The following is a 13736-nucleotide window of genomic DNA, read 5'->3' as shown; positions in this document are numbered from 1 at the left end:
ATGGAAAAGGTTGTTTGCATCGGCTGCGGAGTAACGATCCAGACCGAGGATCAACAAGGTCTCGGATACGCGCCAAAGGCATCGCTCACGAAAGAGAATGTCATCTGCCAGCGCTGCTTCAGACTGAAAAATTACAATGAAATTCAAGATGTTTCATTAACGGATGATGACTTTTTAAATATCTTGCACACAATCGGCGATACTGACTCTCTAATTGTCAAAGTCGTTGATATTTTTGATTTTAACGGAAGCTGGATAAACGGGCTGAACCGCTTTGTCGGCGGTAATCCGATCATTCTTGTCGGTAATAAGGCCGATATCCTGCCGAAATCCGTAAAACGGGAACGGCTCGTTCAATGGATGAAACGCGAAGCGAAAGAATACGGCTTAAAACCCCTTGATGTCTTTTTAATCAGCGCTTCCCGCGGACAAGGGATGAAGGAAGTCATTGACGCCATTGAACATTACCGCGAAGGGCGCGATGTGTATGTGGTGGGCTGTACCAATGTCGGCAAATCCACATTTATCAACCGGATTATTAAAGAGGTCTCAGGGGAAGAGAATATTATTACCACCTCTCAATTTCCGGGCACGACACTTGACGCGATTGAAATCCCGCTTGATGACGGATCTGCGCTTTATGATACGCCGGGAATCATTAACCATCACCAGATGGCGCATTACGTGGACAAGCGTGACTTAAAGGTGCTGACACCGAAAAAAGAACTGAAGCCGCGCACTTTTCAGCTGAATGAAAAACAAACGCTTTATTTCGGCGGGCTTGCCCGGTTTGACTATGTATCAGGCGATAAAACGGCGTTTGTCTGCTATATGCCGAATGAATTGATGATTCACAGAACAAAGCTTGAAAATGCTGATGCCTTATACGAAAAGCATGCGGGAGAACTGCTTACCCCGCCCGGAAAAGATCATTTGGATGAATTTCCGGAGCTTACACCCCATACGTTTTCGATTAAAGAAGGAAAGACGGATATCGTTTTTTCCGGTCTCGGCTGGGTCACGGTGCAGCAAGCAGATAAAAAAATAACGGCATACGCTCCGAAAGGCGTACACGTATTTGTCCGCCGTTCATTAATATAGAGAGAAGGGGAGAGGGAGCATGAAACAATTGTACGGAGTAATCGGAAATCCGATCGGGCATTCAATGTCACCCGATATTCATAACGCGGCTTTGCAAGATAAGAACATCAACGGGCAGTATTTTGCGTTTCAGGTGGAACCTCATCATCTCAAGGACGCCGTTAACGGAATCAAGGCGCTTGGCATCTGCGGAGTGAACGTCACAGTCCCGCATAAAGTCGCGATCATGGAGCATCTGGATGAAATACATGAAAGCGCGAAAGTACTCGGGGCCGTAAATACCGTCAAAAGAGAGGGAGACAGGCTCATCGGGTATAATACTGACGGAGATGGGTTTTATAAATCCTTAGTCAAAGTATTGGACAAACCGATATCAGAGCTCTCCATCCTCATGATTGGGGCGGGAGGAGCGGCAAGAGCGATTTTTACGACGATCGTCCGCAGAGAGCCGAAACAATTTGACGTTTGCAACCGCACGCCGGAAAAAGCAGAAAGCCTGATTGCGGCTGCTCCCTCTTTTCAGCAGAAACGCGCCCTTACTTTAAAAGAAGCTGAAAATCAGCTTGAACAATATGACGTCATTATTCATACAACATCTGTCGGCATGTATCCGAAAACGGATGCCGTGCCGCTCTCATTGGAACGGGCCAAAACGGGCGCCATCGTTTGTGATATCGTATACAACCCGATTCAAACGGCGTTCTTAAAAGAAGCTGAAAAAAGAGGTTTAACAACCCTTGACGGTGTCGGCATGTTTGTGGAACAGGCCGCACTGTCTTTCAAGCTGTGGACGGGACAAGAGCCTGATAGCGGCTTAATGAGAGCAATTGTTGAAGGAAAACTAGGAGGAACACAATGTTAACAGGAAAACAAAAACGGTTTTTGCGTTCAAAAGCGCATCATTTAACGCCTATTTTTCAAGTGGGAAAAGGCGGAGTCAACGAAAACATGGTGAAACAGATTGCCGAGGCTTTAGAAGCAAGAGAGCTGATTAAAGTCAGCGTGCTTCAAAACTGCGAAGACGATAAAAATGATGTCGCAGAAGCCCTTGTGAAAGGCAGCCGCTCACAATTGGTGCAGACGATCGGAAATACGATCGTATTGTATAAGGAATCAAAGGAAAATAAACAAATCGAGCTTCCGTAAGGTGGTTGACATGAAGAAAATCGGAATATTCGGGGGCACATTTGACCCTCCGCACAACGGACATCTTCTGATGGCTAATGAAGTCCTTCATCAGGCGGAGCTCGATGAGATTTGGTTTATGCCCAATAAAATCCCTCCGCATAAGCAGAATGAAGACTTTACAGACAGTCGGCACCGGGTGGAGATGCTGAAGCTTGCCATCAGCTCTAATTCCGGCTTTAAGCTTGAGCTTGCGGAAATGGACCGGAAAGGCCCTTCTTATACCTATGATACCGTCCGTTTACTGAAGGAGCGGCACCCGAACGACAAGCTTTTCTTTATTATCGGGGCGGATATGATTGAATATCTGCCGAAATGGTACAAACTGGACGAACTGCTCACGCTCATTCAATTTATCGGAGTGCGGCGCCCGGGGTATCATATTGAGACCCCTTACCCGCTGCTTTTTGCCGATGTTCCGGAATTTGACGTTTCGTCAACGATGCTGAGAGACCGTCTCAAAGCAAAAAAGCCGACGCAATACTTAATGCCGGATAAAGTGAGGCAGTATATAGAGGAGAATGATTTATATGAATCGTGAGGAAGCACTTGCCTGCGTCAAAGAGCAGCTGACCGAGCATCGCTACATCCACACAATCGGCGTGACAGATACGGCGGTTATTCTCGCAGGCCGGTTCGGAGCAGACCCGAAAAAAGCGGAAATGGCGGCTATTTTTCATGATTATGCGAAATTCCGGCCGAAAGAAGAAATGAAGCAGATCATCGTGCGGGAAAAAATGCCGGCTGAGCTCTTGGATTACAATGCCGAGCTGTGGCATGCCCCTGTGGGAGCGTATCTGGCTGAGAAAGAAGCGGGGATCACTGATCCTGAGCTCTTGGATGCAATCCGCTATCACACGTCAGGGCGTCCCGGAATGACCCTTTTAGACAAAGTCATTTACGTTGCGGATTACATTGAACCCGGACGCCATTTCCCCGGAGTGGAAGAGGTGCGCCGTCTGGCGGAAACAGATCTGAACGAAGCGCTCATACAAGCAATGAAAAATACAATGATATTTCTGATGAAAAAAAACCAGCCGGTCTTTCCGGAGACGTTTGCAACCTATAATTGGCTGGTGTCTCAAAATTGACAGGAGGAATTTAAAGAATGAATCAAGCTTCCGTATTAAAAATCGCGGCAAAAGCATGCGACGATAAACGTGCAGAAGATATTTTAGCGCTGGACATGGAAGGAATCTCACTTATAGCGGATTACTTTTTAATCTGCCACGGGAATTCTGATAAGCAGGTTCAGGCAATTGCGCGTGAAATTAAAGATCAGGCAGAAGAAAACGGCATTGATGTCAAAAAGATGGAAGGGTTTGATGAGGCCCGCTGGATTTTAGTTGATCTCGGCGACGTCATTGTCCACGTTTTCCATAAAGATGAAAGAAGCTACTACAATCTTGAAAAGCTATGGGGCGACGCGCCGCTCGCAGAGCTTGAACTCGGCTTGAACTCATGATTTACCAAGGCTTCGCCGGCGTATATGACGAGTTAATGTCACATGCGCCGTATGATGAATGGGCGGGCTGGATCGAAGCGTCTCTTCCGGAAAAGGGAAGGGTGCTTGATCTTGCCTGCGGAACCGGAGAAATATCCATCAGGCTTGCTGAAAAAGGCTGCGAAGTCACGGGGATTGATTTGAGTGAAGATATGCTGAGCTGTGCCCAGCAGAAAAAAACGGGAAAGCCGATTCTTTTTCTCCAGCAGGATATGAGAGAGCTTTCCGGTTTTGAAGAACAGTTTGATGCCGTTGTCATCTGCTGTGATTCCCTAAATTACTTAAAAACGAAAAGTGATGTCTTAAGCACCTTCAAAAGTGTTTTTCAAGTTTTGAAAGAGGGCGGCCTGCTTCTGTTTGACGTCCATTCCCCATTTAAAATGACGGAGCTTTTTCCGGACAGCACCCATGCGGATCAGGATGAGCAGATCAGCTATATCTGGCAAAGCTTTGCCGGCGATGAAGAGCTTTCTGTCATCCATGATATGTCCTTTTTCGTATGGAACGGACAATCTTATGACCGTTATGACGAGACGCATGAGCAAAAAACATTTTACATTGAAGAATATGAACAAATGCTTGCAGAGACCGGATTTGAACTGAAGAAGGTGACGGCTGATTTTACAGACCGGCCTCCTTCAACAGAGTCTGAACGTCTTTTCTTTACGGCAGGCAAACCAAAAACCATCGTTTAAACGGAACGATGGTTTTTAAAATGCATTTTTTGCGATTGGCGCGATAAAGCACTTTATGGCATACTCAGTTACACGTGAAATTGCTTCTTCACTAACGATATATCTTCATCGTATTTGTCATGTGTACGCTGAAAGACACGGTTGAACATATCCTGAACACCGCTTTCGAGAGCCTTCAGTCCTTCTCCGGTTACGCCGCCTTTTACGCATACTTTTTCCTGCAAGGCGGGAAGTGTGTAATGCCCTGTTTCCAGAAGCTTGCCGAGACCTACAAGCATTTCCGTCGACATAATCACGGCTTCTTCTTTGGTGATGTCCGTTTCTTCCACTGCCGCGTCAATAAAGCGCTGAACGAGATAACTCATAAAAGCGGGCCCACAGCTGACAATGTCTGACGCCGCTCTTGTAATGCCGCTGCTGATTTCCACAGGTTTTGAAATATGAGTGAACAGCGTTTGAATATCCGCTTTTGCAGACTCGCTGCAGCTTTTGCCGAACGTAACAAGCGAGACGCCGGCCAAGGCGCGGTTCGTAATGCTCGGAATGACGCGGGCCGTCTGACACGGAACCGTATGTTCAATCTGATCCGTCTGAACGGGGCTGGTAATGGAGATTAAAATGTGATCTTTCCGTAAATGCGGTGTGAGTTTTTTCAGCAAAGGATATATATCCAGCGGTTTTACACAAATGAATATTATTTCATTTTCCTGTACGAGCTTTTCCTGATCCTCGGTGACATGGATGCCGCTGAAACGTTCTTTTAGTTTTAATGCTTTTTCGATTGTTCTGTTTGTGATGGTGATATGTGAGGGATCGGCAGCGTTTGATTCGATAAACGATTCAATCAGGATCGTTCCCATGTTTCCGGTGCCGATAAAGCCTATTTTCAATGAATTCCCCTCCTTTTTCCCTTAATCCTCTAAACCTTATGCGGGGAGGCAATGCAATATGACGAAAGCGATGATGACGGAGCGGCTGCGGCGGAACCTGAAAATTCTGGGCGCTTGTCTTGCGGCAGGGGCGGTTTTTATCTGTATTTGGCTGTTTCGTTCTGAAAAGGAAGAGCCGGTCAAACAGCAGTCCGTGCTCGGCCAAACAGCCTCAGCATCCGTCGCGGACAAAAAAGACACCGCAGACGACAAGATTATGATTGATGTGAAAGGCGCGGTCCGAAATCCCGGCGTGTATGAAATGAAAGCGGGAGACAGAGTGACGCAAGCCATTGAAAAAGCCGGCGGCCTGAAGAAAAAGGCGGATGAATTGAATGTTAATTTAGCAGAGCAGCTGCAGGACGGGACGATTGTTTATATTCCGAGTGAAGGCGAAGAGGAGAATCGCCCGAAAACAGCGGCGGGTGAAAAGGAGAATGCAGCTGTCAATATCAATACGGCATCTCTGGACGAACTTCAGGCGATTTCCGGGGTGGGGCAGAAAAAAGCGGAAGCGATTATCGCCTACCGAGAAGAAAACGGACGGTTTCAGACTGCTGAAGATTTGATGAATGTATCAGGCTTTGGAGAGAAGTCATTTGAGCGGATAAAAACTTCCATTACGGTAAAGTGAATTGACGGTTCTGCTTAAATCTATGTAAACTTAGAAAGCAACAAGACTTTTTGGAGGGAACACTTGTGGAACGAATCTCATGGAATCAATATTTTATGGCGCAAAGCCATTTGCTGGCGCTGAGAAGCACATGTCCGAGACTGTCAGTCGGGGCAACAGTAGTCAGAGACAAGCGGATGATTGCCGGCGGATACAACGGCTCAATTGCCGGCGGCGTCCATTGCGCTGATGAAGGATGCCTTTTAATAGATAATCATTGCCAGAGGACCATACATGCAGAGATGAATGCGATTCTGCAATGTTCTAAGTTCGGTGTTCCGACGGAGGGTGCCGAAATTTATGTGACGCATTATCCTTGTATTCAATGCTGCAAATCAATTATCCAGGCAGGCATCAAAACGGTTTATTATGCTGAAGATTACAAAACACAGCCTTATGCAAAAGAGCTGTTCAGCCAAGCCGGAGTCAAGGTGGAGCAGGTCGAACTTGATGAAATGATCATCGATCTGAAAAACCGCGAAAAATTGTCTTTTGTAGCAGGTCTGATTCAGCAATTATCTGATGCGGGGGTTAAGGCAGATGAACTGAAAAAAATTCATGAACAGGCCAATGAGCTGTTTACCAGTTACGTATAAATGAAATATAAATACCTTCTTCTGCCTCTGGCGGCGGTTTCTGCAACTGCGGGAATTGCCGCCGCTCATGTCTTCTGGGTTATGCTCCTTTTTCTTCTGTATCTTCTCTTTATCATTGTAAAAACAAAGCAGCATGCTCCGGTTATCGTCTGCCTCGTTTCTTTTTGTCTTTATTTCTTTCTTTATACGGTTTGTGACGCTGCGAATGTAACGCGGTATCAGGCCGGCAGTTATACTGAACAGGCCGTCATCACTAATATTCCGAAGGTTGACGGAGCGAAAATGTCAGCCGTTATCCGTACACATGACAAGGAAAAATGGGCGGCTTCGTACAAAATCCGGTCTCTTGAGGAAAAGAGACTCATTGAACAGCTTGAACCGGGGATGCGCTGCACGTTTACAGGCTCTCTGGAACAGCCTGCACATGCGACGGTTCCCGGAGGTTTTGATTATAAGGAATATCTTCACTCTCAGCAGATTCACTGGTTATTTTCCGTGACTTCCATTCAGCAGTGTGAAAAATCCAAACAGCCGCTGTTTAAACTGCTGAACATCAGAAAAAATTTGATTTCGATCATTCGGAATCACGTGCCTGAATCTTCCGCCGGAATTGTTGAAGCGCTGACCTTAGGTGAAAGATTTTCTATAGAGGACGATATACTGAGTGCATATCAAAATTTGGGAGTCGTTCATTTAATGGCGATTTCCGGAATGCATGTCGGTCTTATTACGGCGGGATTATTTTATGCTCTGATCAGAATCGGGCTGGCAAGAGAAAAAGCAGGAATTTTGCTGCTGCTGTTTTTGCCGGTGTATACACTGCTGAGCGGTGCCGCCCCATCCGTATTGCGCGCATCCCTCATGCTGGGATTTTATATCGCCGGAACTCTTGTTAAACGCGGCATTCATTCCTCTGTTGCATTGTCCCTGTCTTATCTGCTGCTCCTGCTGTTTAATCCTTACTTCCTTTGGCAGGCGGGCTTCCAGCTTTCCTTTGCGGTAAGCGCCTCTTTAATTCTGTCATCCTCCATTTTAAAGAAAGCAGGGGAAAGCAGACTTGCCGGGCTTGCGATGGCTTCATTGATTGCAGAGCTCAGCTCACTTCCGTTTCTTCTCTATCATTTTCAGCAGATTTCACTTGTCAGTTTTCCGATGAATATGGTGATGGTGCCTTTTTATACGTTATTTGTCATTCCGGTTTCTGTCATCGGTTTCCTTCTTCTTTTACTCTCAAGGCAGATGGGAGAATGTTTGTTTGGTATGTTTGACCTTGTGATGAAGCCTGTGCATGATTTCATTACATATGCGGCATCCGTTGATTTATTTACTATGATTGTGTCAAAGCCTGACTTTCTTTCCCTTCTTCTGCTTGCGGTTTCCGTTTTTACGCTTTTTGCGGCTTTGGAAAAGGGAGGTTTTTTAAAACTCAGGAAATCGGCTCTTTTTTTCTGCGCGGTTTTGGCTTATTTAATATGCCGTCCGTATTTCAGTCCATGGGGAGAAGCGGATATGCTTGATATCGGGCAGGGAGACTCACTGTTTATAAGCGCGCCGCACCGCAAAGGGACCGTAATGGTTGATACAGGGGGAGTGATTGCTTATCCCGGAGAATCATGGAAAGAAAAACGTCACCCGTATTCTATCGGCGAGAAGGTTTTGATTCCATTTTTAAACGGAAAAGGGGTGAAAAAGCTGGATGCACTGATTTTAACCCATGCGGATCAAGATCACATCGGGGAAGCCGGAGTGTTAATCAAAAATCATAGAGTCAAACGGTTAATTGTCCCCGTAGGATTCGTAAAAGAACCGAAAGATCAGAACATATTAAATATGGCGAAAGAAAACAACATTCCCGTTGCCGAAGCAAAGCGGGGCGACACCATTACAGCCGGGGATCTTCAGTTTCAGGTGCTGTCTCCGGAGTCGTCTGACGGAAGGAGTAAAAATGATTCGTCACTGGTGCTTTGGACGGTTTTTGGCGGAGTGAGCTGGCTTTTGACGGGAGATTTAGAATCGGACGGCGAAACAGAAGTGCTGAAAACGTATCCGAATCTGAAGGCTGATATATTGAAGGCGGGTCATCACGGCAGCAAAAGCTCAACGAGTGAAGCCTTTTTGAAGCAGCTTCAGCCGGAAGCAGCGCTGATTTCAGCAGGAAAAGAGAATCGATACCATCATCCGCATGAAGAAGTGCTGGATCGTTTGAAGGCGTACTCTGTAAATGTGCTTCGCACCGATATCAGCGGAACGATTCAATACAGATTTAAAAAAGGCGCCGGAACGTTTTCCGTCTTCCCTCCATATGATATAGAAGAAACCAGGGCGCAAGAAGTAAAAAAGACTGCCGATTGACAGCAGCCCGGAATGCGGCTAAGAGCCGATAAGATGGATGGCTGTTGCCATCACGAACAAAAAGGCGAAAAATCCGAAGGACACGACAAAACCGACAGCTGAGTCAACAGCATCATTTCGTTTGCTTTGAACGTTTTTTTCAAAATCATTCAATTTCATCCCTCCTGACTTCCCTAAGTATACTGGAATTGTTTTGAAAAATCTAGAAGTGATGGTAACGTTTTCTGTTCTTGTGATTATCGCCTTTTTACAAGCAGACCCGGGAGCTTGTGAATCAGGCGTTTATTATAAATGAGGAAGCTGTCCTTAAAGCTTCCTCTTTACTATTTGCCAAACTCAATTTAGGATAGAAGGGGATCAAGAAAGAGAGGAAGTCATACGATCATGGTATTTGATGTTTGGAAAGCCCTGAAAAAAGGGGATGTCCGCTCCGTTTATTGCTTATACGGAAAAGAAACGTATCTGCTCCAAGAGACTGTCAGCCGGATCAGACAAGCTGTCGTTGATGAGGAGACAAAGGATTTTAACCTGTCTGTTTTTGATCTTGAAGAAGATCCGCTTGACCAGGCCGTAACCGATGCGGAAACGTTTCCGTTTATGGGAGAGAAGCGGCTGGTCATCTTAAAAAATCCGTCTTTTTTAACAGGGGAAAAAAAGAAAGAAAAAATAGAGCATAATACAGCCGCTCTGGAGACTTATCTGAAGGACCCTGCGCCTTATACGGTCTTTGTGATTGTGGCTCCGTATGAGAAACTGGACGAACGGAAAAAGCTGACGAAAGCGCTGAAGCAAAAAGCCCTTATGATTGAAGCTAAGGAGCTGAATGCAAAGGAGACGACGGATTTTACGATTAATCTGGCGAAATCCGAAAATAAAATGATCGATACAGAAGCTGCCGAGCATTTGGTTCTGCTTGCAAACGGCCATCTGTCTTCCATATATCAGGAAATACAAAAACTCTCCGCCTACACCGGTGACAGACATGAGATCACACTTGAAGATGTCCGTGAGCTCGTCGCAAGAAGTTTGGAGCAGAATATTTTTGAGCTGATCAACAAAATCGTGAACCGAAAACGGACGGAAAGTCTTCAAATATTTTATGATCTTTTAAAACAAAACGAAGAACCGATCAAAATTATGGCGCTGATCGCCAACCAATTCCGTCTGATTATGCAGACGAAGTATTTTGCGGGACAAGGATACGGCCAAAAGCAAATCGCTTCCAACTTAAAGGTGCACCCCTTCCGGGTAAAGCTGGCGATGGATCAGGCGAGGCTTTTTTCTGAAGAAGAGCTGCGGCGTATTATAGAAAGACTCGCAGTGATGGATTATGAAATGAAAACGGGGAAAAAGGACAAGCAGCTCTTGCTGGAACTCTTTCTCCTTGAGCTTCTCCGGACTGAATGAAAAAAACGATCCCCGTTAAAGGGATCGTTTTTGTATTATGCAGAAAGTCCGTTCACTTGTTTCGCAAGTCTAGATTTGTATCGAGCTGCGGCATTTTTGTGTACAAGACCTGTTTTCACTGCTTTATCAATGCGTTTCGCTGCTTCAGAAAGAGCAGTTTTCGCTTTATCCGCTTCGTTGTTAGCAACAGAAGCTTCAACTTGTTTGATTGCAGTACGCATAGCAGATTTGATTGTCGCGTTATGAGCGCGGCGTTCGTTGTTTGTTTTTGTACGTTTAATCGCTGATTTAATGTTTGGCATGTGTTTCACCTCCTAAGATACAACCTGTAGCACAGTGTCTTAAGGTTAAATCTTCTTCACAATAGAACAAATTGTATTCTATCAAACAGAACTTTAGATTGCAATATAAATGTAAAGTATTTTTCGTTGATGGGTAAATTCGCATGATTCGTTTTGTAAATGGCCACACTATGTACCACGATGATTGAAGGAGGTCTTCCCTGTGAAAAACAACGAACTGGATGTCAATCAATTTCTGATACGGACGGATTTAGCGGTAGAAACGAAACAGGCGGTAAAAGACGGACAAGCCGGTCAGAAAAAAGAAATAAACGGGTTTATTGAAAAAGAACGCGACAAGGGCGGCATTAAAGTCAGAACCGTCGATATTACCAAAGAAGGCGCCGAGCTATCGGGGAAAAAGCAGGGACGCTATGTCACGATCGAGGCTCAAGGGGTTCGGGAACACGACTCTGACATGCAGGAAAAAGTAACGGAAGTGTTTGCCGAGGAATTTTCCGCCTATCTGTCGGCATTAAAGATTCCAAAGGATGCAAGCTGTTTGATCGTCGGTCTGGGCAACTGGAATGTGACGCCGGATGCGCTCGGCCCTCTCGTGACCGAAAACCTTCTTGTGACAAGGCATCTGTTCAGGCTTCAGCCGGAAAACGTGCAGGAAGGGTACAGGCCGGTCAGCGCGCTTGCTCCCGGTGTGATGGGATTAACGGGAATTGAAACGAGCGATATTATTCAAGGTGTGATCAAAGAATCAAAGCCGGATTTTGTGATCGCGGTAGACGCTCTTGCGGCAAGAGCCGTTGAAAGGGTGAACACGACCATCCAATTTTCTGATACTGGCATTCACCCGGGATCAGGCGTCGGCAATAAGAGAAAAGAATTAAGCAAGGAAACGCTCGGCATTCCCGTCATCGCAATCGGGGTACCGACTGTTGTTGACGCGGTTACGATCGCAAGCGATACGGTGGATTATATATTAAAACATTTCGGAAGAGAGATGAAAGATGACAGCCCGTCAAGATCTCTGGTGCCCGCCGGAATGAACTTCGGCAAAAAGAAGGTGCTGACAGACGAAGACCTTCCGGGAGAAAAAGAACGCCAATCCTTTCTCGGTATTGTCGGCACGCTGGACGAAAACGAAAAACGCCAGCTGATTCACGAAGTGCTTTCTCCGCTCGGCCATAATCTGATGGTCACGCCGAAGGAGATTGACACCTTTATTGATGATATGGCGAACGTACTTGCAAACGGGTTAAACACCGCCCTTCATGAAAAAGTGTCACAAGATAACAAAGGTTCTTATAATCATTAAAATGAGTTCTACCTCCTCTAGCTTGTTCATAGAGTAATTACTAGACAAGCGCTGGAGGGATTCAAATCATGAGAAAAAAACGCAGAAACCGTCAAATTGTCGTTGCAGTAAACGGTGGAAATGCGCTCAAGGGCATGTTTTTGTTTATGACAAGCCTTATCGTTATTTTCGTATTATCGGGTGTGCTCACATCGCTTCGCCCTGAACTGAGGCTTTCTTCGGATTCTCTTCACGGGATTGCCGGAGAACTTCCGGGTGACGCGTTTGCACACCTCCTCGGCATGGAAAATCATTATTTCGCCTCAGAGCTTCCTGAAAAAGACTCTTTTCAGCTGTCCCGGCTTTCCTTAAAACTGGCGACAAGCATTAATATGGAAGACCCGCGGAGTTTCTTGGGACGTGAGCTGCCGGGATTTGCCCAATACGATACGGAGATCCTTCTGGCGGGGCAGGGGACGGATTATACGAATATGCCGGCTGAATCTCCGCCGCCGTCAAAGGTGATGGAAAAAGAAAAAGAAGTGAACCTGGCAGAAATCGAAAACAAAACGAAAAAAGAAGAAACGGCGCCGCCGAAACATTCAACAGGCAGCAAAAAAGTCGTTTTTATTTACCACACTCATAATACTGAATCCTATCTTCCTCTGTTAAAGGGGGAAACAAATCCGGATAACGCCCGCCATTCGAAGGCCAATGTCACACTTGTCGGAGATATGTTCGGAAAAGCGCTTGAAGCGCAAGGTGTAGGAGCGACCGTAGATAAAACCGACATTCAGGCCCGTCTGAACAAAGACGGTTTAAATTATGCGCGAAGCTACGACGAATCAAGGCCGGTCGTAAAAAGCGCGCTCGCCAAAAATAAAAACCTGCAATATACCATAGACATTCACCGGGATTCCCGCCGCAAGAAAAATACGACAGCCGACATCAAAGGAAAAAGCTATGCCAGAGTCGCCATCGTCGTCGGCAAAAAAAGCGCTAATTTTGAAGAAAACTATAAACTCGCAAGTGAACTTCATAAGCTCATGGAGAAAAAATACCCCGGCTTAAGCGTCGGTGTTTTATCAAAAGGCTCTCCGGGAGATAATGGAGTATACAACCAAGATTTAAACGACCGGTCGCTTCTGCTGGAATTCGGGGGCGTGGATAACAATCTTGAAGAACTGAGGCGCGCATCAGATGCCGTGGCCGATGTGTTCAGCGAACTGTACTGGGATGCAGAAAAGGTCAGCTCGCAATCAGGAGAGAAGAAAAAACAATAGAAATCAGGTGATTCGAATGATCCGTTTTACCGGCAAATGCCTGCTGATCGCCATTGTCATGTTTTTCGGCGTTTTGTTCGGCATGCAGCAGGCAAACAGCGGAATGCTTGATATGAAAGGATACAAAGATCCCTCCTTAAAAGGAGCATTCACGCTCGGCGGAGAAGGACAGGAAAAAGAAGCTTCCATTTTGGGGCAAACCGTTACGGCGAAAGATCTGGAAGAAAAACAAAAACAGCTGGAACAGGCGGAAACCTTCAACCTGTTTTCAAAAGCCGGAGAAACCCTTTCAAATACCGTGACGGACTCGGCGCAAGCGATGTATGAGTGGGTTTCGAAACTGAACCGTTAGCATTGATGAAGAGAAAAGCGGATGATTCCTTAAAGGAAGCTTTTCTCTTTCTTGTTTTAATTGAATGTT

Annotated in this window: 16 protein-coding genes and 2 pseudogenes; 15 read left to right on the top strand and 3 right to left on the bottom strand. The window is 45.9% G+C overall.

Translation table 11 applies throughout. The annotated features are described in order from the left end of the window. From yqeH to NSQ37_RS19070, 7 genes are read left to right on the top strand one after another with little or no spacing between them, the layout of a single operon-like run. Positions 1–1101: a ribosome biogenesis GTPase YqeH gene (yqeH, locus tag NSQ37_RS19100; protein ID WP_144663967.1), complete on the top strand. Its 1101-nt coding sequence runs from the start codon at positions 1–3 to the stop codon at positions 1099–1101. 19 nt (positions 1102–1120) lie between these two features. Further along, the gene (aroE, locus tag NSQ37_RS19095; protein WP_007408256.1) at positions 1121–1963 is read left to right on the top strand and encodes a shikimate dehydrogenase; all 843 of its coding nucleotides are present in this window, start codon (positions 1121–1123) and stop codon (positions 1961–1963) included. After that, positions 1957–2247, top strand: coding sequence for a ribosome assembly RNA-binding protein YhbY (yhbY, locus tag NSQ37_RS19090; RefSeq protein ID WP_003152858.1), 291 nt, complete (start codon positions 1957–1959; stop codon positions 2245–2247). The genes aroE and yhbY overlap by 7 nt, the downstream gene beginning before the upstream one ends. Positions 2248–2257: 10 nt before the next feature. Then, positions 2258–2827 (top strand): nicotinate-nucleotide adenylyltransferase, encoded by a 570-nt coding sequence (locus NSQ37_RS19085; RefSeq protein ID WP_326364988.1) that lies wholly within the window; start codon positions 2258–2260, stop codon positions 2825–2827. Continuing rightward, positions 2817–3377 carry a bis(5'-nucleosyl)-tetraphosphatase (symmetrical) YqeK gene (gene yqeK, locus NSQ37_RS19080; RefSeq protein WP_326364989.1) on the top strand — a complete coding sequence of 187 codons (561 nt, stop codon included), beginning with the start codon at positions 2817–2819 and terminating at the stop codon, positions 3375–3377. Before NSQ37_RS19085 ends, yqeK begins: the two co-directional genes overlap by 11 nt. A 17-nt stretch (positions 3378–3394) precedes the next feature. Continuing rightward, positions 3395–3751, top strand: coding sequence for a ribosome silencing factor (gene rsfS, locus NSQ37_RS19075; protein ID WP_007408260.1), 357 nt, complete (start codon positions 3395–3397; stop codon positions 3749–3751). Continuing rightward, positions 3748–4485, top strand: a complete 738-nt coding sequence (locus NSQ37_RS19070) for a class I SAM-dependent DNA methyltransferase (protein ID WP_015240247.1) — start codon at positions 3748–3750, stop codon at positions 4483–4485. The genes rsfS and NSQ37_RS19070 overlap by 4 nt, the downstream gene beginning before the upstream one ends. 68 nt (positions 4486–4553) lie before the next feature. Here the strand turns inward: NSQ37_RS19070 and comER are convergent, their stop codons facing one another. Further along, a complete protein-coding gene (gene comER, locus NSQ37_RS19065) occupies positions 4554–5375 on the bottom strand; it encodes a late competence protein ComER (RefSeq protein ID WP_012118027.1) in 822 nt (273 codons plus the stop codon). 58 nt (positions 5376–5433) lie between these two features. Here comER and NSQ37_RS19060 point away from each other — a divergent pair, with 58 nt between their 5' ends. The 3 genes from NSQ37_RS19060 (at position 5434) to NSQ37_RS19050 (ending at position 9035) form a co-directional block, all read left to right on the top strand. After that, on the top strand, positions 5434–6048 hold the full coding sequence (locus NSQ37_RS19060) for a helix-hairpin-helix domain-containing protein (RefSeq protein ID WP_015240245.1): 615 nt from the start codon (positions 5434–5436) through the stop codon (positions 6046–6048). Positions 6049–6113: 65 nt separating this feature from the next. Then, positions 6114–6683: a ComE operon protein 2 gene (locus NSQ37_RS19055; RefSeq protein WP_003152868.1), complete on the top strand. Its 570-nt coding sequence runs from the start codon at positions 6114–6116 to the stop codon at positions 6681–6683. Beyond that, complete coding sequence (locus tag NSQ37_RS19050) at positions 6684–9035, top strand: DNA internalization-related competence protein ComEC/Rec2 (RefSeq protein ID WP_015240244.1); 2352 nt, start codon at positions 6684–6686, stop codon at positions 9033–9035. It begins immediately after the preceding gene. Positions 9036–9053: 18 nt separating this feature from the next. On the opposite strand, the gene NSQ37_RS19045 is transcribed toward NSQ37_RS19050, so the two are convergent. After that, positions 9054–9188, bottom strand: a complete 135-nt coding sequence (locus NSQ37_RS19045) for a YqzM family protein (protein WP_003152870.1) — start codon at positions 9186–9188, stop codon at positions 9054–9056. Positions 9189–9228: 40 nt separating this feature from the next. Between NSQ37_RS19045 and NSQ37_RS19040 the strand changes: the two are divergent. Then, positions 9229–9380 (top strand): annotated as a pseudogene (locus NSQ37_RS19040) (hypothetical protein). 39 nt (positions 9381–9419) lie between these two features. After that, a pseudogene (gene holA / locus NSQ37_RS19035) lies at positions 9420–10461 on the top strand (DNA polymerase III subunit delta). Between the two features lie 16 nt (positions 10462–10477). On the opposite strand, the gene rpsT reads toward holA, so the two are convergent. Beyond that, positions 10478–10744, bottom strand: a complete 267-nt coding sequence (rpsT, locus tag NSQ37_RS19030) for a 30S ribosomal protein S20 (RefSeq protein WP_003152876.1) — start codon at positions 10742–10744, stop codon at positions 10478–10480. Positions 10745–10946: 202 nt separating this feature from the next. On the opposite strand from rpsT, the gene gpr reads away from it, so the two are divergent. The 3 genes from gpr to NSQ37_RS19015 all read left to right on the top strand — a co-directional run bounded on the left by gpr (position 10947) and on the right by NSQ37_RS19015 (position 13667). Continuing rightward, entirely contained in the window at positions 10947–12053 is a 1107-nt protein-coding gene (gene gpr, locus NSQ37_RS19025) for a GPR endopeptidase (protein ID WP_007408268.1), read from the top strand. A 68-nt stretch (positions 12054–12121) separates the two neighbouring features. Then, positions 12122–13315 carry a stage II sporulation protein P gene (spoIIP, locus tag NSQ37_RS19020; protein ID WP_007612673.1) on the top strand — a complete coding sequence of 398 codons (1194 nt, stop codon included), beginning with the start codon at positions 12122–12124 and terminating at the stop codon, positions 13313–13315. Between the two features lie 16 nt (positions 13316–13331). Continuing rightward, a complete protein-coding gene (locus NSQ37_RS19015) occupies positions 13332–13667 on the top strand; it encodes a YqxA family protein (RefSeq protein WP_015240242.1) in 336 nt (111 codons plus the stop codon). Positions 13668–13736 lie beyond the last annotated feature (69 nt).

It is taken from the genome of Bacillus sp. FSL P4-0334 (assembly GCF_038004825.1).
GTDB classification, from domain to species: domain Bacteria; phylum Bacillota; class Bacilli; order Bacillales; family Bacillaceae; genus Bacillus; species Bacillus velezensis.
This window is presented reverse-complemented; position numbering and strand designations above follow the sequence as displayed.